Genomic DNA, 18,810 nt, shown 5'->3' on the forward strand with positions numbered 1-18,810 from the left:
CAACCACGCGCTGCCGTACCGCGCTGCAGTGCGCGCATCAACTGCTGCGGGCGGATGCGCAGCACCCCCATGCTTATGCGATGGCGTGCTGCTCGGTGCGAGCGGCCGCCGCGGGCGCCACTGCCGTCGGTTCAAGCAGTTGCCAGGCTTCCAGTTGATCGACCGCAGTGCGGACACCGTCTTCCTCGCCAATCCGTTGACCGAGTGCGCGCGCGGCCGCACGCATGGCCGGCGTGCTCGCCTGATGGATGGCAGCGGCCAGGGCTTCTGGCTGCAACCCGGCACGCGCCAGCGCCGGCGGCGCAACGCCACGCTGGGCCAGGCAATGCGCCCAGAACGACTGGTCGTAGCCAAAGGGCAGCACCACCGAGGGAATCCCCGCCGCCAACGCCGCACCGCTGGTGCCGGCACCACCGTGATGCACGGCCACCGACACGCGCGGGAACAGCCAATCGTGCGGTGCCTGTTCCAGATGGAAGAAGCGCTCGGCGTCATCGGCGGCAGCGGTGTCCCCCGCCCCCAGACCGCCCCAGCCGCTGGCCAGCAACGCGCGCTGCCCGGTCAATCGCACCGCTGCCTTGACCGTGGCAGTGAGCTGCGCGACGGCGCTACTGGTCATGCTGCCGAAGCCGATATACAGCGGCGGCGGCCCGGCCTGCAAAAACGCCTGCAGCGCGGCTGGCGGTTGCCACTGCGACGGTGGCAGCTGCCAGAAGCCGCACACCTGCGCGCTTTCCGGCCAGTCCGGCGGACGCGGACACACGTGCGCGCTATAGCCGTAGATCACCCGTAGCCCGCTGCGATCCGGACCGCTCCACGGATACCCCGGCAGCCCCAATGCCGGACGCACGATATTGTTGAGGGCCGGCCGCATCAGCTGCCAGCCGACAAAGCGCATCAGGCGATGCAATGCCACGCTGACACTTCCCGGCAAACGCAGGTTGGGCATCAGCATCAACGGCAGGTGGCGCGACTCGGTGAGCGGCTGCAACTGCGCAAACGCCACCGGCACCCCATACGCCTCGCCCAGGCTATGGACGAGAAAACTGGCACTGCCCACACCCAGGATCAAGCCGGCGTCGGCACACGCCGCGCGGCCCTGTGCGGGCCAATCGCGCGCCCACTCCAGCAACTTCTTGCGCAAGATGCCTGGGGCGCCGCGCATCTCGGCAACATCCGGATGGTCTTGCAACAGCTTCTGGAGATCGCCGCTGAGCGGGAAGAATTCCAGCCCGTGGGCACGGATCAACGTCTCGAAGTTGGAGCTGGTCAGCACCCGCGCCGGATAACCGCGCCGCTGCAGGCCAAGCGCCAGCGCAATGATCGGGCGCACGTCCCCATGCGTGCCAAGGGTGGCGATCACCACCGGGCGCTGGCGTAACGGATCGGCTCTGGACTCAGGCATATTCGGTCACTCCGTCGCCGGCGACCGCACTACGGCCGGTCTGCCCTACAGGCTGTTCAGCCCGCGCGGCCTCTGCGGTGGCCGCGTGCAGCAAGGTGCTGAGCGTGGCCGAATGCGTCGGCGAGAGCATCGAATGGTGGTCGCTGTCCAGAGCGTGCAGCTGCAGGTTGCGCACGTACGGGTGCCACGCCTGGGGACGGTAATCCACCCACAGCGCATCGTCGCCGCCGGAGCTCATGCGCACGCTCGCTTCGACAAAGACCACATCCTGGTCCAGCTGCCTGGGCCGATGACGCCGCGCCAGGTGCAGGTGATGCTGGGTGAGGGCGCCCAGATCGTCCAGCAAGGTGGGACGTTGCTCCAGCAACTGCCGCACCGCAGGCAACTCGTTCAGCCCGTAGTGATCGCACAACAGGCTGGCAAGCTCGGCGACCGTGGTCGGCATCGGCTGGCCCGGCGCCAGATGCAGGGCCAACGCGTGCACCGAGGCGCGTACGTTCTCCGATTCCGACAGCGATGCGGCCTGTTCCAGATGCGGGTAACTGTCGAGCATGACCAGCAACTCGACCTCTTCGCCCAGCGCATGCAATTCGGCCGTGATGGCGTGCGCGATCAAACCGCCCAGCGACCAGCCCAGCAGACGGTACGGCCCCTTGGGTTGCACGCTGCGCAGATGCGCCAGGTAATCGCGCGCGATCGCCTCGATGCTCTCCGGACGGTGCTGCGGGTCGCTCAAGCCCGGCGATTGCAGCGCATACACCGGCCACTGCGGATCCAGCTGACCCAGCAAGGTGAGATACGACCAGCCCAGGCCGATGACCGGATGGATGCAGAACAGCGGCGTGGTGCCGGCGGTGCCGGCGCGCAGCGGCAGCAGCACGCTCAACGGGTCGTTGGGCGTGTGTGCGCTGCGCTTGATCACCTCGGCCAGGCCGGCGATCGTCGGTGCATGGAACAACGTGCCCAGCGGCAGTTCCACCCCGAACATCTGCGGGAAACGCGCGGTCATTTCCGCCGCACGCAGCGAATCGCCGCCAAGCTCGAAGAAGTTGTCGTCTACGCCCACCACCTCGATGCCCAGCACCTCCTGCAGCATCGTTGCCAACTGGCGTTCGAGCGCATCGCGCGGCGCCAGGTGCGCGCGTTGCGGCAAGGCGCCAGGCGCCGGTAATGCGCGCCGATCCAGCTTGCCGTTGGGGGTCAGCGGCAACGCCTCCAGCGGCACCCACAGGGTAGGAATCATCGATGCCGGCAGGCGCTGCTGCAGATGCGCGCGTAGCAGCTCGACCGATGGCGCGTTGCCGTGCTTGCCCACCACATAAGCCAGCAGCTGCAAGGCATGCTCGCCATCGCTGTGGCCCACCACCACCGCCTGCGCCACCTGCGAATGCAGCAGCAAGGCGCTTTCGATTTCGGCCGGCTCCACCCGATGTCCGCGGATCTTCAGCTGCGCATCGGCGCGCCCGATGAATTCCAGCAGGCCATCGCTGCGTTGACGCACGCGGTCGCCGGTGCGGTACATGCTGCTGCCGTCGTCGGCGAACGGGTCGCGCATGAAACGCTCGCTGGTCAGCTGGCGCTTGCCGCGATAGCCCTTGGCCACGCCCGCGCCGCCGATATACAGCTCGCCGATCGCACCGGTCGGCAGCGGTTGACGCTGCGCATCCAGCACATAGACGCGCGTATTGAGCAGCGGCCTGCCGATCGGCGGTGCGGCGGCATCGGTCAGCTGCAACGGCATGATGGTCGACCAGATCGTGGTTTCGGTGGGCCCGTACAACTGGGTCAGGCGCCCCACCCGGCTGAGCAATTGCGTGGCCAGTTCCGGCACCAACGCCTCGCCGCCGATCAGCGCGTGGATGCGATCCAGCACCAGATCCTCATTGGCCAGCAGGATGCGCCACAGCGATGGCGTGGCCTGCACCACGCTGATGTGTTCGTCGGCGATCAACCGCGACAGGCCGCGCGGGTCGTGGCTGATACCGGCCGGTGCAATGACCACGCGCGCGCCCACCAGCAACGGCAGGTACAGCTCCAGCCCGGCGATATCGAAGGTGATGGTGGTGACTGCCAGCACACGATCGCGCGGACGCAATGCCAGCTCGTGCTCCATCGCATGCAGGAAATTGAACAGGTTGCGATGGCTGATCTCCACGCCCTTGGGCGCACCGGTGGAGCCGGAGGTGTACAGCACGTACGCGGTGCCGTCGGGCGTCGCCAGCGGTGCGATCGCCTCCGGCAACACGGCCGGGCGCGGATCCAGCCAGACCATGCCATCGAGCAGATAGCGCTCGCACAGTGCCGGCTCGCAGACCAGGCCGATGGCACCGGAATCGTTGAGCATCTGGCGGTTGCGCGCGGCCGGGCTCTCCGGATCCAGCGGCAGGTACGCCGCACCGCTCCACATCACCGCCAGCAACGCCACCAACAATTGTTCGCTGCGCGGCAGCGCCACCGCGACCACATCGCCAGGGCCCACGCCATCGGCCACCCATTGCGCGGCGATGCGCGAGGCAAGTTCGCACAACGTGGCATAGTCGAGCGTGCGGTTGTCGTATTGCGCCACCACGGCCGCAGGCATCAACTCGGCGCGTTGCAGCATCCCGTGCAACAGCGTGGCCGGCTCCGGCAGCGGCGCTGCGGTGTTGTTCCAGGTGTGCAGCAAACGCCGGCGCTCGCTATCGCCGAGCACATCGACCTGGCCCAGCGCGCATTCCGGATCGGCCAGTACCGCATCGGCCAGATGGGTCAGACGGCGGCAGTGTTCGGCCAGTTCGTCGCTGTCGTATAACGCCGGGTTGGCATCCAGATCGAAACGCACCGCTGCCCCATCGCCGCGTTCGTAGCAGAAGATGGTGAGGTCGTCGGCCGGGCCGTTGGAAAGGTTGTGCGGCACCGCGTACGCCTCGCCGAAGCGCAAGGCGTAGTCGAAGGGCTCGATGTTCACCGCCAGGCGTGCGAACTTCTGCTCCATCCCGAACATGCCCAGATCGCGGCGCACGTCCTCGAAGCGATATTGCTGATGGCGCAAGGCGTTCCGCACCACCGAGGATACCTGCGCGAACAAGGTATGGATGGGCTGCTGCGGATCCATCTTCAGGCGCAGTGAAATGACGTTGGCCACCAGGCCTGCGGTTTGCCGGTAGCGCGCGTTGATGCGGCCGGTGACCGGCATCGCCAGCACCAGGTCCTCGGCACCGGTGCAGCGGTAGTAGTACGCCGCGATCAGCGAAATCAGCATCTGCGGCAGGCTGGCGCCGTACTCCTTGCCCAGCGCGCGCAAACGCACCACCTGCTGCGGCGAGAACTGCCCGGTGCCACGCAATAGCCCGGTGGACAGCTGATTGCCCGGCCGCGCCAGCGTCGCCGGCGGCGGCAGATCGGCCAACTGCTGCATCCAGTATTCGCGATCGCGCTGGAACCGATCGGAGTTGCGATAGTGCTGTTCCATTTCGAGCAGCGACAGTGCACTACCGTACTGCGCAGGCTCCGGCTCCATGTCGGCCACGTAGGCGTTATAGAGCACGGCCATGCGCTGCATCATGACCGACGCGCAATAGCCGTCCATCACCAGATGGCTCACACATTGCACCCATAGATGATGATCTTCGCCAAGACGGAACACCGCGCAATGCCACAGCGGTCCGTTCTGCAGATCTTCCGGCTTGCGGATTTCTTCGTCGATCCAATGTTCGGCGGCATTACGCGGAGCAGGATCTGAGCTGACGTCGAAGTATGGAATCGTGCCGTTGTACTCGGGCAAGACCACCTGCGAAGGCACGCCCTCGCGCTCGACGATACACAGGCGCAGCGTATCGAACTCGTGCGTCAGCTGCATGCTGGCGCGGATCAGCACCTGGGGATTGAGCGGGCCGAACATTTCCAGTACTTCGGCCAACATCAAGGTATTGTCGGTGTGCAACTTGTTGGCCACCCAAAGGCCACGTTGCGCCTTGGTCAGGGGAAAAACGGGAGAGGCGTCAGCGTGCATTGCGTGCATCCTTCTGATGTGGCGCGCAGTCCGTCGACGCCCCCCAACCGTTATGCGGTCAATGGACGCCGAATCAGCATCTGGCCTTAAGAAACGAGGGGTAAGAAACACCGCCGACGACCGACAGTTGCCGGCAATACGCGATGGAAACGCATGATGAAGACGCACAGCACAGCGACTCGCACAATCGAACAACAATGTGCAGGTGACTTGGTTGAAGCACTTGTATCCCGACAAGTTAAACGAACACTAACAATTCGCCCGGGGCCGAAACCGTGCAAAAAATCACGGAAATCGCGTGATACCTAAAATTTTTTCACCGAAGTGTGATTTGAACTAGTGTTCTGGATGCATACATCCGATCAAATTCCGCGCCGCGTCCGGCACATGCCAGCGCCACACCCCGCATACGGCATGGTCGACGATACCCACAGCATTCAAGGCGAATATGCGCGCACCGCGGCAGATAAAACGCCGCACTGAATAAGACCAATTCCAAATCAGCGTTACTGGAATTAGGTTATTCGGAAAATCACTTTACGAGAGAAAATACGCTTTCAATGCGTCTGCCTCGATAAGCGCGCGCGACCACGCGATGGTCGCCTGACTGTCATCGGCGTGCAGCACACACGCGCGAGAATGAAGCCGATCCGATTGCAAGGCGTGGCGCAAGGCAAAGCGCAGGCGCTTTGTTCGACGCGACAAAGCACGGCGGCATGATGCGCAAGCGTAGCCGACCTCAGCGCACGTCGGCGCGACAGCGCGTCGCAGGAGCTGCGGCGGCCATGCCGGTGATGTCCCTGCGCGGTGTTTGCGGCGGGAACGCGTGGCAGGTTGCCATGTCGTTGCACAGCCAGCGCTGCGGCGTTGCCCCAGCGCACTGCGGATCAGCCCAGCGGCTCGTCGGAGAGATAGGTGTATCCGGTCAGCCCAGCTTCCAGCGCAGCGCTGAGTTCCTGCGCCCGTTCGGGCGAGAGGTGTGCGGCAGCAATGCGCTCGGCATAGGTGGCACGCAGCGTGTCCAGCTGATAGCCCACGTAGTCGAGCATCACGTCGGTGGTATCGCCGCGGCGCTGCTGGGCGATGCGATAGCCATCGCGATCCACCACGACTTCCACCGCATCGGTATCGCCGAACAGGTTATGGATATCGCCCAGGATTTCCTGATAGGCGCCCACCAGGAAGAAGCCGATGCGATAGCTCTCACCGGCATTCAAACGATGCAGCGGTAGCGAGCTGTCCAGGCTTTCGTTCTCGACATAGGTCTTGACCATGCCGTCGGAATCGCAGGTCATGTCGGCGATGATGCCGCGCCGCTGCGGCGCTTCGTTCAGGCGCTCGATCGGTACGATCGGAAACACCTGATCGATCGCCCACACGTCCGGAATCGACTCGAACACGCTGAAATTGACGAAGTACTTGTCCACCAGCCGCTCGTTGAGCTCATCCAGCACCGGGCGATGGCTCTTCTCGTCGAAGCTCAAACGTGCGCGCACGCCATGTGCGATGGCGTAGAACAGATCGTCGATGCGCGCACGGTGGGTCAGGTCGATCTGGCCCAGCGCATAGGCGCTGAGGCCTTCGGCATGGAAATGCTGGGCTTCCTGGAACAATTCCACCGCCGGGCGCACATCGAGCTCGTCATGGATCTCGCGCAGGTGGCGGATCGCGGCCGGTTCGTCGTCGTGCGCGTCCGGCACGCGGCCTTCCGGCGCCTGTTCCACTTCCGACACGTTGGCGATCAGCACCGCATGGTGCGCCGTCATCGCGCGCCCGCACTCGGTGACGATGCGTGGCGGGGTCAGGCCATGCTCTTCGCAGGCGCTGGCCAGCGGCTGCACGATATTGCTGGCGTACGAATGCAGGCCGTAGTTGATCGAGCAATAGCTGCGCGAGCGCGTGCCTTCGTAATCGATGCCCAGGCCGCCACCGACGTCGACATGGCTGATCTTTGCGCCCAGGCGCGAGAGCTCCACGAAATAGCGCGTGGCCTCGCGCATGCCGTTGGCGATGTCGCGCACATTGGAAATCTGCGAGCCCATGTGGAAATGCAGCAGGTTCAGGCTGTCGGCGTACTCGGTGTCGCGCAGCGTCTTCCACAGGTCCAGCACCTGGCGCGGCGAGAGACCGAACTTGGCCTTGTCGCCACCGCTGTTCTGCCACTTGCCCGCACCCAGCGAGGCCAGGCGCATGCGCACGCCCAGGCCGGGCTTGACGTCCAGCGCGCGTGCTTCTTCCAGCACCAGGGTCAGTTCGGAAGGCTTTTCGATGACGATGAAGGTCTGCAGGCCGAGTTTGCGGCCGATCAGCGCCAGGCGGATGTATTCGCGGTCCTTGTAGCCGTTGCACACGATCAGCCCGCCCGGACGCGACAGCGCCAGCACCGCCATCAGTTCCGGTTTGCTGCCCGCTTCCAGCCCGAAGCCCTCACCGTGGTGGCTGGCCAGGGTGCCGGCCACGCCGCGATGCTGGTTGACCTTGATCGGATACACGGCCGTATAGCCGCCGGCGTAATCCCACTCCGACTGCGCCTGCGCAAACGCTGCCTGCAGCTTGCCCAGGCGTTGGCCCAGGATGTCCGGGAAGCGCACCAGTAGCGGCAGCTTGGCACCGGCAGCGCGCGCGGCATCGACCACCTCGGGCAGCGACACCGCCGGACCATCGGCGGTCGGGGTGACCACCACGTGTCCGGCAGCGTTCACATCGAAATACCCGTCGGCCCAGTGCGGGATCGAATAGGTCTTGCGGGCTTGGTCGAGGGACCAATCGCTCATTTCGCTGTCTCGGCTGGAATAAAAAAGGGCGTGAAGTGTAACGCCTGGCATGCGCAGGGTCCGTTACAATCCGCGCCGACTTCACGCCCCTCTCCTGGTTGGAGCGGGGTTGGCGTGGGTCAGGCACTGCGCAGTTTGGCTGCGCGAGGCCGTGCCCGACCCTCATCCGGCGCTTTGCGCCACCTTCTCCCGCTGGGAGAAGGAACAGCCCACTTCTTTTTTAGGACTTTGCATGAGCGCCAACGACAACTGGTACATCGAACACTTCCAGCCCACCGGCTCGGCGATCGGCTTCCGCATCAGCGGCAAGCTGGACGAGGTGCAGTCCCCGTTCCAGAAGATCGAGATCTACCAGACCACCGATTGGGGCAAGCTGATGCTGATCGACGGCGCGGTGATGCTCACCAGCCGCGACAATTTCTTCTACCATGAGATGATCAGTCACCCGGCACTGTTCACCCACCCCGCGCCCAAGCGCGTGGTGATCATCGGCGGCGGCGACTGCGGCACGCTGCGCGAGGTGCTCAAGCACCCGGGCGTGGAAAGCGCCACCCAGTGCGATATCGATGAGCAGGTCACCCGCATGTCGGAGAAGTATTTTCCCGAGCTGTGCGATTCAAACCACGACGCGCGCGCCGAACTGCTGTTCGACGATGGCGTGGCCTATATGGCCAATTGCCAGGCCGGCAGCGTGGACATCGTGATCGTCGATTCCACCGACCCGGTGGGCCCGGCCGAAGGCCTGTTCAACAAGGCCTTCTACGAGAGCTGCTTCAAGGCCTTGAAGGACGACGGCATCCTGGTGCAGCAGTCCGAATCGCCGCTGGCGCTGCTGGACCTGATCAATGAAATGCGCACCGAAATGGGCAAGGCCGGCTTCCAGTCGTTCAAGACCCTGCCGTTCCCGCAGCCGTGCTACCCCACCGGCTGGTGGAGCGTGACCATGGCCAGCAAGCAGGCCAAGGCCGATTTCGCGTTCCGCCAGGACGCTGCGCAGGCCAAGGGTTTCGACACCCTGTACTACACCGCCCATCTGCACACCGGCGTGCTGGTTGCCCCGCCGTTCGTGGCCAAGGCGCTGGGCGAGTAATCGCGGCTGGCCTAGCATGGCCAGCAAGTGCAGACAGCAGGTGTTGAATCGTGGCGCTTGAATGGACGCGGCGGGTTCCAGCGACCGGCCGCGCCCGCTTGGCGGTGATCCGCAACCGGTTTGGTAGTTTTCTGCATGACATGGCCTGCGTGCCTACAGCGCGCGGGCCGGTGGGTCAGCGCAACGATTTAGGTCTGGTCACGCAACGCTGGTCGAGTGTGAGGCCGCTGCGCGACTAGCAGCCTTCTGGAGCGGCGAGCCACCGACAGCGCCGCCGTGCGATGGACGCGTCGATGGGTCGCGGCCGCTGATGCGTCACTGCTGCGATCTATGGGCCGTGGTATGTGAAGCCGACCAATGCGCGGAGGTACTGCGCACGCTATAAGCGCGCCAGCACTTCTGTCTTCTTGGCGTCGAATTCGTCCTGCGTGATCAGCCCCGCATCCAGCAGTTGCTTGAGCTTGCTCAACACCTGCACCGGATCGTCGGACGCAGGAACGGCGCTGGCCTGCGATGGCATTGCTGCGCCGTGCGTGCCAGGCGCATGCACCACCACGCCACCGGCCGCCGCGCGCAACTTGTCGATCTCCAGCTGCTGGCGCTTTTCGTAGGCGGATTCTTCCACCTGCTGCGCATAGGCGTACACGCGCCGCGCCTGTTTCTTGGGCAGACTGTCGATGGAGGCGTAGGCGCCCTGCGTGGTGCGGCACATGATGGTGGCTCCGAGCATCTGCTCGCTCATGTGCACATCGAGCACCTCGCGCCAGGGGAAATCGCGGAACGTCATGCCAAGCAGCTTTGGGTAGACCACGATGAAGCGGCGGTTGGTCAGCACCACCGCATCCGGCGAGAAGTTCATCATCATTTTCTTCTGCACGGCGATGTACTCGACCTGCTCGTCGCGGGTCAGCAACTCGGTGATCCTGGGCAGGATCTTGCCCACCGCCACCGGGTCCTGTTCGTCTGTCAAAAACTGCGCCAATGCGTCCATCTGCCCTCGCCCACGGCTGAATCAGTGCGTTGACCAGGACACTACAGCAAACCGCATGGATGGCTGTGCAATGCCGACAACCGTTTGCGGTGCAGCTTCAAATGGATTTTGCTGTCCGCCGCATAGCGGTTGCATGCGGCATGACGCAGAAGGGCGAGCGCTGCCGCCCGCCCTTCTTTGCCATTGGCCCGGATCAAAAGCGGATCTCGGCTCCGAAACTCAGCACTTCCGCACGATTGATCGTGAGGTCTTCGTAGTCGTCGTAATACTCATCAGCGTAGACGTAATTCGTGTAGAGCGCGCTCAAGCTGACGTGCTTGCCGATATCCACACCGAGACCGGCGCCCACGTACGCACCATAGACGCGCTCGTTGTAGTCCTCACCTTTCGCCGTACCGCCCCAATAGCCCAGCCGCACAAGCGCAAATACCGGGGCATCGCCGAAGTTGAAGCGCGCCGTTCCACCGAGGCTGCCGAAATCCACGTTTGGAATGACAACAAAGCCGTCCGCGTCCTTGGAACCATCCACTTTCCCGGTTGCGGCTTCGATACCGATCAATGTGACCGGACCTGCGCGCCAGCGGTAGCCGACGTTGAAGCCCTGCATATCCTGCTTGCCATTTTCAAACACCTTGGCTTTGCCGCTCTGCACACCAAGGAACAGTCCGCTTTTGAGGCGTTGCTCTTCTTCGCGCGGTGGCGCCGATACGTCGGCAGGCGCGACAGGCGCTGCCTCTGCCGACGTCCGCTCGGTCACCGTACTGAAGCCGCCGGACGCACCAGGTTGGCCGGAGCCGCTTCCACCCACAGCGGCCGGCGCTCCGCCAACGTCCGCTTGCGCCGGGCGCGACGATGGCGCTGCAGGCGCGGTGGCGCCCTGGGTGACGGTCTGCTGCTTTTGCTGTTGACGGTAGCTGTCCCATCCGCGCGACAACGACTGCGCCGAGGCCTGAGCCGTGACGCCGAATGCCGTGCAAGCCAACAGCAGTGTTGCGGTCCTTTTCATTGCATCCCCAATGAGTCGTCCTCCATCGTTTCCGCATCCTTGCGCATGCAGGTGGCAACCTGACGGCGTCTGGAAGCGGCGCAGTTGCGGTCGCATCGGGGGCTTCCCGGCATCACCGGATGTCGCGCGACATCGAGCCGGGCACTGCCCAAAGAGCGTGCCCGTGCCAACGCGTATGCGGCCCCCTGACCGCAGCCGGCACAGTGTAGGGAGTCTCAGTCCGTGTCAAGAAGCAGCGTGACCGCCACCGCACCCCGGCGTGTGAACAGACAGGCCTCGCCTAGAGGAGGCGCAGCGCTGGCGATACCAACAAATCGCCTGCATCGGCATTGCCTGCATGTACGCGCTGGCGCATGCCACTGTATCGAATCGCGACTTCCGCCAAACGCCTGATTCCAAAAGCCGTTCCACTCGCGGAACATTTCATTTGTTAAATAGATATAATTTCAATACCCGCAAGTTCTAAAATTGGGCAGACCGATCCCTCGCGATCACAGTGAACCTGCGCAACGCGTGACCTCTCCGCGCCGCCAAGGTCTGGAGAACTGCCATGCATTACCAGCCGCTGGACGTGTCCAGCCTGCACCTCGTCACTCCCGTTCTGCTCACGCAAGGCACCCGGCTGCTCGAGCCGGACGTCTACCGCACTCATGTGAACGGGCAACCGGCGGTGGTCAAGGACTACGGCCGCTATCGCCGCACATTGCTGGCGCCCATTGCGCGGTTGATGGTGCGCCACGAGGCCAGCATGCTGCGGCAGTTGCAGGGCTGGCGGCACGCACCGGCCCTGCTCGGCACGCTGGGCGGGCTGGCGCTGGGCATGGAATTCATTCCAGGCGACACGCTCAGCGCCAGCACCGTCGTGGGCCAGGAGGTCTTCCAGCAATTGCAGCAGGCGCTACGCCGGCTGCATGCGTTCGGCATCACCCATAACGATCTGCATGGCACCAATGTGGTGGTCAGTGCGGGAGTGCCGGTGCTGATCGATTTCACTTCGGCATGGCGATTCCCGCGCTGGCTGCGGCGCGGCACGCTGGCACGTCAGCTGCAACGTAGCGACGTGGCCAACTTTCAGAAAATGCGCCATCGCCTTGCTGGCATCGCACCGAGTGTCGACGAATCGGCACGCAGTGCGGAACCGCGCTGGATACATGTAATCCGTAGCGGCTGGAAGCGGCTGTATCCACGTTTGAAAGGCAAGGCGTGATCAGCGCTGCTGACGAAAGGCGACCGAGCACGCCGTTACGCTCGACTGCTGCGCTGAGTCGTCGGTTTGATCCGTAGCGCGGACATCCTTCGAGCGCGCCATGCCACGTGCTGCGATGCAGATGGCAATGGCGCTGTCGTGTTTGCATGCACCGCGACGCGAACCATTCCCCATGCGCGCCGCGGTGTTTCTGCACTACCCCATCACTTTGCTGCTGCCGAATCAGTCACTGCCGCCTGGCGATAGGCGATCAAGTGCGGTGCCTGCGCGATGAAGCGGTCCAGCACGCCGTCGGCGATCTTGACCGGGCCGCCGAAGCGCGTGGCGCCGGGAATCGATGGGATCTGGCTCGCGACGGCGGCGATCGCAGCCGCCTCGGCAAACAACGCGGGCGTCTGCGTGTCGCCGCGATTGGCCGCATCCAGCCCGGCTGCCGTCTTCTGCAGCGCATGGCCCCAACCTTCCATTGCCTCCAGCCAGGGGCGCGATTGCTCGGCAAAGCCCTTGTCGACCACGCCGTCGCGGATGATCTGCGGTGCCGCAGCCATTTCGTCGGCAGTGCGTGCCAGTTCGGCAATCGCCTGCGTGCGTGTTGCCGCATCGCCAAGCGCGACTGCCTCGCGTACATGATCGAGCACGGCCTTCAAGCGTGGCGCCTGTTCCTGCCACGGCTGGCTGCCAAAGGTTGGCGCCAAGTGCTGGGTGTCGAAGAAGGTCAGCAGGGCCGCAGCGACACGCGCATCGCCGCCGGCAAGATCGCGCGCCGCCGCGTGCCAGGTGCGTTGCGCGTCGTAGTCCTTGTCGTTCCAGGCGAACGCGGCCACACCCATCACCGCGACGCGGCTGGGCACTTCCTGGTTCATCGGGTTGGAGACGATGCCCGACAACTCGGCCGACAGACCCGCCTCGCGCCGCGCATACGGCGCCATCAGCAGGCGCCCGGCCGAGGTTTCGAAGTCGTTGACCGGGTAGTTGTCCCACAGCAGCGTCCTGCGGCCGAACGCCTTGGTGGCCGCGCGCGCATCGGGGATGGAAATGGCCGGCGGCACCACGTCGGTGCCGGTCCACTGCACCACGATCTTCGGGTCCAGATGCTTGCGCAGCGCTTCCTTGTACGGGCTCTCTTTGGCGTCGTAGTACTCGGTCGGCACCATGATGAGTTCGGAGGCCGCATCGTGGCGCGCGACCAGATCCGCCTGCACCAGATTGAGCAGATGCGACTGCGCGATACCGGCCGCCTGCGCGCCGGATTCGCCGAAGGTGGTCTTGTCGCGTTCGCAATTCCATTTGGTGTATTCGATGTCGTCCAGCGCCACGTAGAAGCTGCGCACGCCCAGCGCGCGGAACGCATCGAACTTGCGCAACAAGGCCTTGGCATCGGCCGGATCGGAGAAGCACACCGTGGGGCCAGGCGAAATCGCATAGACGAAATCGACGTGATTACGCTTGGCGGTGGCGGCCAGTTGGCCGAGCGCCTTCAAGGTCGCCTTCGGGTACGCCTCGCGCCAGCGATCGCGCGCGTAAGGGTCGTCCTTCGGGCTGTAAATGAAGGTATTGGCCTTGGTGCGGGCGAGGAAATCGATGTGCTTGCTGCGATCGCTCATCGACCACGGCGCGCCGTAGAAGCCTTCGATGGTGCCGCGGATCGGCATGGACGGGTAATCCTGGATCGTCAGCGTCGGGATGGCCGGCCGCTCGACCAGCTGCCGCAGCGTCTGCGCCGCATGAAACAGGCCATCGTCATCGTGGCCGGCCAGCGTGATCAGGCTGCCGCGATCGCGCGCAACGCTGGCCAGCGTGTAGCCTTCCTTATGGGTGTCCTGCGTCGCCTTGCTGCGCGTCAGCGCATCGCGCACCACTGCCGCATCGCCGGTGCCGAGCACGATGTACGGGCGGTCCAGGGTGGCAGGCAGGCGTGTGGCGGTCGCAATCTTGGTGACGCCGGCGCCATCGAGAATGCTGCGCACCAGCGCCACCGTGGCCTTGTCCGCGCCAGGGGCGACCACCAGCACCGCCGAGCGGCCCAAGGTGATGGTGGCACCATCCAGCGTGATCGAGACCGGAGTCGGATAGATCGCCGGCTGGGTGACCGGTTCGGTGACCGATTGCGCCAACGCAGGGGCAGCCAGGCCCAGCGCCACCAAGACCGAAAGCAGGCGCACGCCCGGCTTGCTGTTGCGTCGCTTCATTCTCGAACTCCGGTATTGGAATGGTATTACGCCCTAGGGTAGGCAAGTCGCGCGACGGCGACAAGCGCGGCCGGAATTTCAATTTGGCCAATACCTGGATTGGCCTGCGGTGACATCAACCTGCCTCTGCATCGCAGTCCAGAAAGTGCGTCAGCGATAGGTGGCGGTATTGAAATGGTATGAAACAACGGGTGGTAGCGCCGTCGCGCCTGGCAGCGGCCTTGCCCGTAGGCGCACAGCCGCGCATCCGCTGCGGTGATGCGCGCCACCGTCAATGCACTGAGCGCATGCGGCGCACGCCGCATGGCTTGAACGGCCCGATTCCCTGCGGTCGGTGCAACTGCAATACGCCTGATCCAGCACCGCTGGCTGCATCGCCGGCTCAGCAATACGGCCCCCGGTATCGACGTTGCGCGGGCCGAGGGCATCAAACCCCTCGTCGCCCACCACACACCTGGCAAGCACCAAGCGCCAGGTTGCGAACTACAACGCGTCGCTATCCAGCTCGCCGGTACGGATGCGTACCACCGTGCCCAGGTCGTATACGAACACCTTGCCGTCGCCGATCTTGCCGGTACCGGCCGCTCCGACGATCGCCTCGACCACGCGCTCGGCCTGGTCGTCGGTCACCGCCACTTCGATCTTCACCTTGGGCAGGAAATCGACCACGTATTCGGCGCCGCGATACAGCTCGGTGTGGCCTTTCTGCCGGCCGAAGCCTTTGACCTCGGTCACCGTGATGCCCGCCACCCCGCAGCCGGCGAGTGCTTCGCGCACATCGTCGAGCTTGAACGGTTTGACGATGGCCATGATCATTTTCATCGGTGCAGGTCCCAGGGCATGACGGCCGCGCAGCATACCGTGGACGGGCGCAACACTCATCCAACCCGCGCGCTGCCATCACCGCGGACGACGGCCGAATGGGACTATCCTTACCGCCTGCCGACTGCCTTGCCGATGTCCCGCGTGTCCCGGCCTGCACTAGGCTTCCTACGGACCTGCGGAGAACACCATGATCGATTTCAACCAGCTCGACGACCTCGCCCGCCGCCTCAGCGACCTGGTGCCGCCGGGCCTGCGCCAATCGCGCGAAGAACTGCAGAGCACGTTCAAGGGCGCGTTGCAGGCCGGCCTGGGCAAGCTGGACCTGGTCACCCGCGAAGAGTTCGATGTGCAGCGCGCGGTCTTGCTACGCACCCGCGAAAAACTCGACGCACTGGAGCAGGCCGTCGCCGCACTGGAAACACGCGCCCCCGGCGCGCCGCCTGCCGCACCTCCCACCACCACCACCTGAGCGAAGGCCACCACCATGAGTCTGGCGCTGGTGCACAGCCGTGCCCGCGTGGGGGTGCATGCGCCTGAGGTTCGGGTGGAAGTGCATCTCTCCGGCGGGCTTCCCTCTACCCAGATCGTGGGCCTGCCCGAAGCGGCAGTGCGCGAATCGCGCGAGCGCGTACGCGCTGCCCTGCTATGCGCACAGTTCGAATTCCCCGCCCGGCGCATCACCATCAACCTGGCACCGGCTGATCTACCGAAAGAAGGCGGCCGGTTCGATCTGCCGATCGCCCTCGGCATCCTGGCTGCCAGCGGGCAGATCGACCGCCAGGCCCTGGCCGATTACGAATTCCTCGGCGAGCTTGCGCTTACCGGCGAGCTGCGTGGTGTCGACGGCGTGCTGCCCGCGGCGCTGGCGGCCGCGCAGGCCGGGCGACGGCTGATCGTCCCGCTCGCCAACGGTGCCGAAGCCGCCATCGCCGGGCACGTCGAAGCCTTCACCGCGCGCACCCTGCTGGAGGTCTGCGCCACGCTCAACGGCAGCCAGAAAGCGCCCGCCGCCGAGCTGGCAGTGCAGGCGCTCGGCGCACGCGCCCTGCCCGATATGGCCGACGTGCGCGGGCAACCGCACGCACGTCGCGCGCTGGAAATCGCCGCTGCCGGTGGGCACCATCTGTTGCTGGTCGGCAGCCCCGGTTGCGGCAAGACGCTGCTGGCTTCGCGCCTGCCTGGTCTATTGCCCGAAGCCAGCGAAGCAGAAGCACTGGAAACCGCTGCAATCACCTCGATCAGCGGCCGTGGGCTGGATCTGGCCCGCTGGCGGCAACGGCCGTACCGCGCCCCGCATCACACCGCCAGCGCAGTGGCCCTGGTCGGCGGCGGCACGCATCCGCGCCCCGGCGAGATCTCGCTGTCTCACAACGGCGTGCTGTTCCTGGACGAATTGCCCGAATGGCAACGGCAAACCCTGGAAGTCTTGCGCGAGCCCTTGGAGTCGGGCGTGGTCACGATCGCGCGCGCGGCGCGCAGCGTGGATTTTCCGGCGCGCTTTCAATTGGTCGCCGCCATGAATCCCTGCCCGTGCGGCTGGGCAGGCGATGGCAGCGGGCGCTGCCGCTGCAGCAGCGACAGCATCCGCCGCTACCGCAGCCGCATCTCCGGCCCGTTGCTGGACCGCATCGATCTGCATGTCGAAGTGCCACGCCTCCCTCCGCAGGCGCTGCGCAGCGGCAACCTCGGTGAAGACAGCGCCAGCGTACGTGCCCGCGTGGTCGCCGCGCGACAACGACAGCTTGCACGTGGTGCGCTGCCCAATGCGCAACTGGACCAGGCCGACACCGACCGCCATTGCCGTCTGCAACACAACGATCAGGTGCTGCTGGAGCGCGCCATCGAACAGCTGCAGCTGTCCGCACGCTCGATGCATCGCATCCTGCGCGTTGCGCGCACCATCGCCGATCTCGACGACAGCGCAGACATCGCCACACGCCATCTCACCGAAGCGATCGGCTACCGCAAACTGGATCGTGCGCTTGGCGCCGCCAGCGCGGCGTAGCGCGCTCGTCCGGTCAACCGGGCCGCGATCCGCAAGCCATGCGCGGGCGTGCCGCCCTGGTACTGCAGAGCGCCCGCTTTGCCAGGACGTTATGCCGGTGCCGGTGCCGGTGCCGGTGCCGGTGCGCAACATCATTCGCCGCCGCGGTGTTCATCGCATGCAGCCAATTGGTCGCTCGGGCGGCATCGGCCCACGAGCGGCATCGTGCCAACGCCAATACGCACCGAGCCGATGCTCTCAGGCACGCCCGTCCTTGCTGCACGGCCGCTCGCGCCGCATCCCAACATGCATTTCATGGCGCGACACGTACAACAGGCGCCACTCCATTGTGCTGAGGCCTGTATGAGCCACCATCCCGAACTCGCCACTGTCCCTTCGCTGGATCTGAATCGCTACCTAGGCACGTGGTACGAAATCGCCCGCCTGCCGACCCGCTTCGAGGATGCGGACTGCACCGATGTGTCGGCGCACTACACCCTGGAAGACGACGGCAGCGTGCGCGTCCAGAATCGCTGTTTTACCGCGGAAGGCGAGCTGGAAGAAGCGATCGGCCAGGCGCGCGCCATCGACGACACGCACAGCCGGCTGGAAGTGACCTTCCTACCCGAGGGTCTGCGCTGGATCCCTTTTACCAAAGGCGACTACTGGGTGATGCGCATCGATGCCGATTACACCGCCGCACTGGTCGGCAGCCCGGATCGCAAATACTTATGGCTACTTGCACGGTTGCCGCAGCTGGACGAAAACATCGCCCAGGCCTATCTGGCGCATGCACGCGAACAAGGCTTCGACCTAGCGCCGCTGATCCACACCCCGCACACCGGGCGGCTGACCGAGCAACCGCTTCCGTAGGGGATTCCGACTAGTTGGTACGTCGTCAGGCCGGCGACCACAGCGCCGCTGCGCCTCACTACAACGGTAGCGGCGTCGATGCACTGACCAACGCACGACAGGCATCTAATGCTCGCAACGACCACCCAGACGACACTCGCCCACCGACGCCATCACCATGCCTAATGGCATGGCGACCCGGCGCCCTGGCCCTGGCCTTGGCCGTTCTTCCATCGCGCAGGCCAGCGTTCCAGTCCCCCTCAATCGTCGAGCGTGCCGAGATCCTTGGCAGCGGCCTGTGCACCTTCCAGGCTGTCGAACGCCACGCCGGTGTCGCCGACCACGTACTTGGTCAGCTCGCCGTCGCGTGTTGTTTCCAGCATCTTGAAGATCGGCACCGCATCGGTGCCGCCGACGCGTTCTTTCTGCGTTGTCATGGGTGATTCCTCCAGTAAAAGCGCCCTGCGTGGGACCGGTGTCCCGTCGCTCCCGGGCG

The 18,810-nt window shown here is 65.0% G+C and carries 13 protein-coding genes; 5 read left to right on the forward strand and 8 right to left on the reverse strand.

Annotation, left to right across the window (positions count from 1 at the left end; genetic code table 11):
* Positions 1-73 precede the first annotated feature (73 nt).
* From AMD14_RS20185 to speA, 3 genes are all read right to left on the reverse strand, one after another.
* Positions 74-1,405, reverse strand: coding sequence for a glycosyltransferase (locus AMD14_RS20185; RefSeq protein ID WP_011052605.1), 1,332 nt, complete (start codon positions 1,403-1,405; stop codon positions 74-76).
* Positions 1,398-5,339, reverse strand: a complete 3,942-nt coding sequence (locus tag AMD14_RS20190; protein ID WP_234705871.1) for a non-ribosomal peptide synthetase — start codon at positions 5,337-5,339, stop codon at positions 1,398-1,400. The genes AMD14_RS20185 and AMD14_RS20190 overlap by 8 nt, the downstream gene beginning before the upstream one ends.
* Before the next feature lie 944 nt (positions 5,340-6,283).
* A complete protein-coding gene (gene speA, locus AMD14_RS20200; RefSeq protein WP_003491107.1) occupies positions 6,284-8,170 on the reverse strand; it encodes an arginine decarboxylase in 1,887 nt (628 codons plus the stop codon).
* Positions 8,171-8,402: 232 nt separating this feature from the next.
* Here speA and speE point away from each other — a divergent pair, with 232 nt between their 5' ends.
* Positions 8,403-9,260, forward strand: a complete 858-nt coding sequence (gene speE, locus AMD14_RS20205; RefSeq protein ID WP_011052607.1) for a polyamine aminopropyltransferase — start codon at positions 8,403-8,405, stop codon at positions 9,258-9,260.
* Positions 9,261-9,639: 379 nt separating this feature from the next.
* On the opposite strand, the gene AMD14_RS20210 is transcribed toward speE, so the two are convergent.
* Positions 9,640-10,251, reverse strand: a complete 612-nt coding sequence (locus AMD14_RS20210; RefSeq protein WP_015463692.1) for a PH domain-containing protein — start codon at positions 10,249-10,251, stop codon at positions 9,640-9,642.
* 193 nt (positions 10,252-10,444) lie between these two features.
* Positions 10,445-11,257 (reverse strand): outer membrane beta-barrel protein, encoded by an 813-nt coding sequence (locus AMD14_RS20220; RefSeq protein WP_011052609.1) that lies wholly within the window; start codon positions 11,255-11,257, stop codon positions 10,445-10,447.
* Between the two features lie 550 nt (positions 11,258-11,807).
* Between AMD14_RS20220 and AMD14_RS20225 the strand changes: the two genes are divergently transcribed.
* On the forward strand, positions 11,808-12,464 hold the full coding sequence (locus AMD14_RS20225; protein ID WP_015463693.1) for an RIO1 family regulatory kinase/ATPase domain-containing protein: 657 nt from the start codon (positions 11,808-11,810) through the stop codon (positions 12,462-12,464).
* Between the two features lie 203 nt (positions 12,465-12,667).
* On the opposite strand, the gene AMD14_RS20230 is transcribed toward AMD14_RS20225, so the two are convergent.
* Positions 12,668-14,653, reverse strand: a complete 1,986-nt coding sequence (locus AMD14_RS20230; protein WP_011052611.1) for a glycoside hydrolase family 84 protein — start codon at positions 14,651-14,653, stop codon at positions 12,668-12,670.
* 483 nt (positions 14,654-15,136) lie between these two features.
* The gene (locus AMD14_RS20235) at positions 15,137-15,511 is read right to left on the reverse strand and encodes a P-II family nitrogen regulator (protein ID WP_191480812.1); all 375 of its coding nucleotides are present in this window, start codon (positions 15,509-15,511) and stop codon (positions 15,137-15,139) included.
* A gap of 154 nt (positions 15,512-15,665) precedes the next feature.
* On the opposite strand from AMD14_RS20235, the gene ubiK reads away from it, so the two are divergent.
* The 3 genes from ubiK to AMD14_RS20250 all read left to right on the forward strand — a co-directional run bounded on the left by ubiK (position 15,666) and on the right by AMD14_RS20250 (position 18,335).
* Positions 15,666-15,947 (forward strand): ubiquinone biosynthesis accessory factor UbiK, encoded by a 282-nt coding sequence (gene ubiK / locus AMD14_RS20240; protein WP_003486493.1) that lies wholly within the window; start codon positions 15,666-15,668, stop codon positions 15,945-15,947.
* A 15-nt stretch (positions 15,948-15,962) separates the two neighbouring features.
* Positions 15,963-17,483, forward strand: coding sequence for a YifB family Mg chelatase-like AAA ATPase (locus AMD14_RS20245; protein WP_015463694.1), 1,521 nt, complete (start codon positions 15,963-15,965; stop codon positions 17,481-17,483).
* A 342-nt stretch (positions 17,484-17,825) separates the two neighbouring features.
* The gene (locus AMD14_RS20250) at positions 17,826-18,335 is read left to right on the forward strand and encodes a lipocalin family protein (RefSeq protein WP_015471471.1); all 510 of its coding nucleotides are present in this window, start codon (positions 17,826-17,828) and stop codon (positions 18,333-18,335) included.
* A gap of 239 nt (positions 18,336-18,574) precedes the next feature.
* On the opposite strand, the gene AMD14_RS25125 is transcribed toward AMD14_RS20250, so the two are convergent.
* Complete coding sequence (locus AMD14_RS25125; RefSeq protein ID WP_003486502.1) at positions 18,575-18,751, reverse strand: hypothetical protein; 177 nt, start codon at positions 18,749-18,751, stop codon at positions 18,575-18,577.
* Between the last annotated feature and the right edge of the window lie 59 nt (positions 18,752-18,810).

It is taken from the genome of Xanthomonas citri pv. citri, from assembly GCF_000961215.1.
GTDB lineage: Bacteria > Pseudomonadota > Gammaproteobacteria > Xanthomonadales > Xanthomonadaceae > Xanthomonas > Xanthomonas cissicola.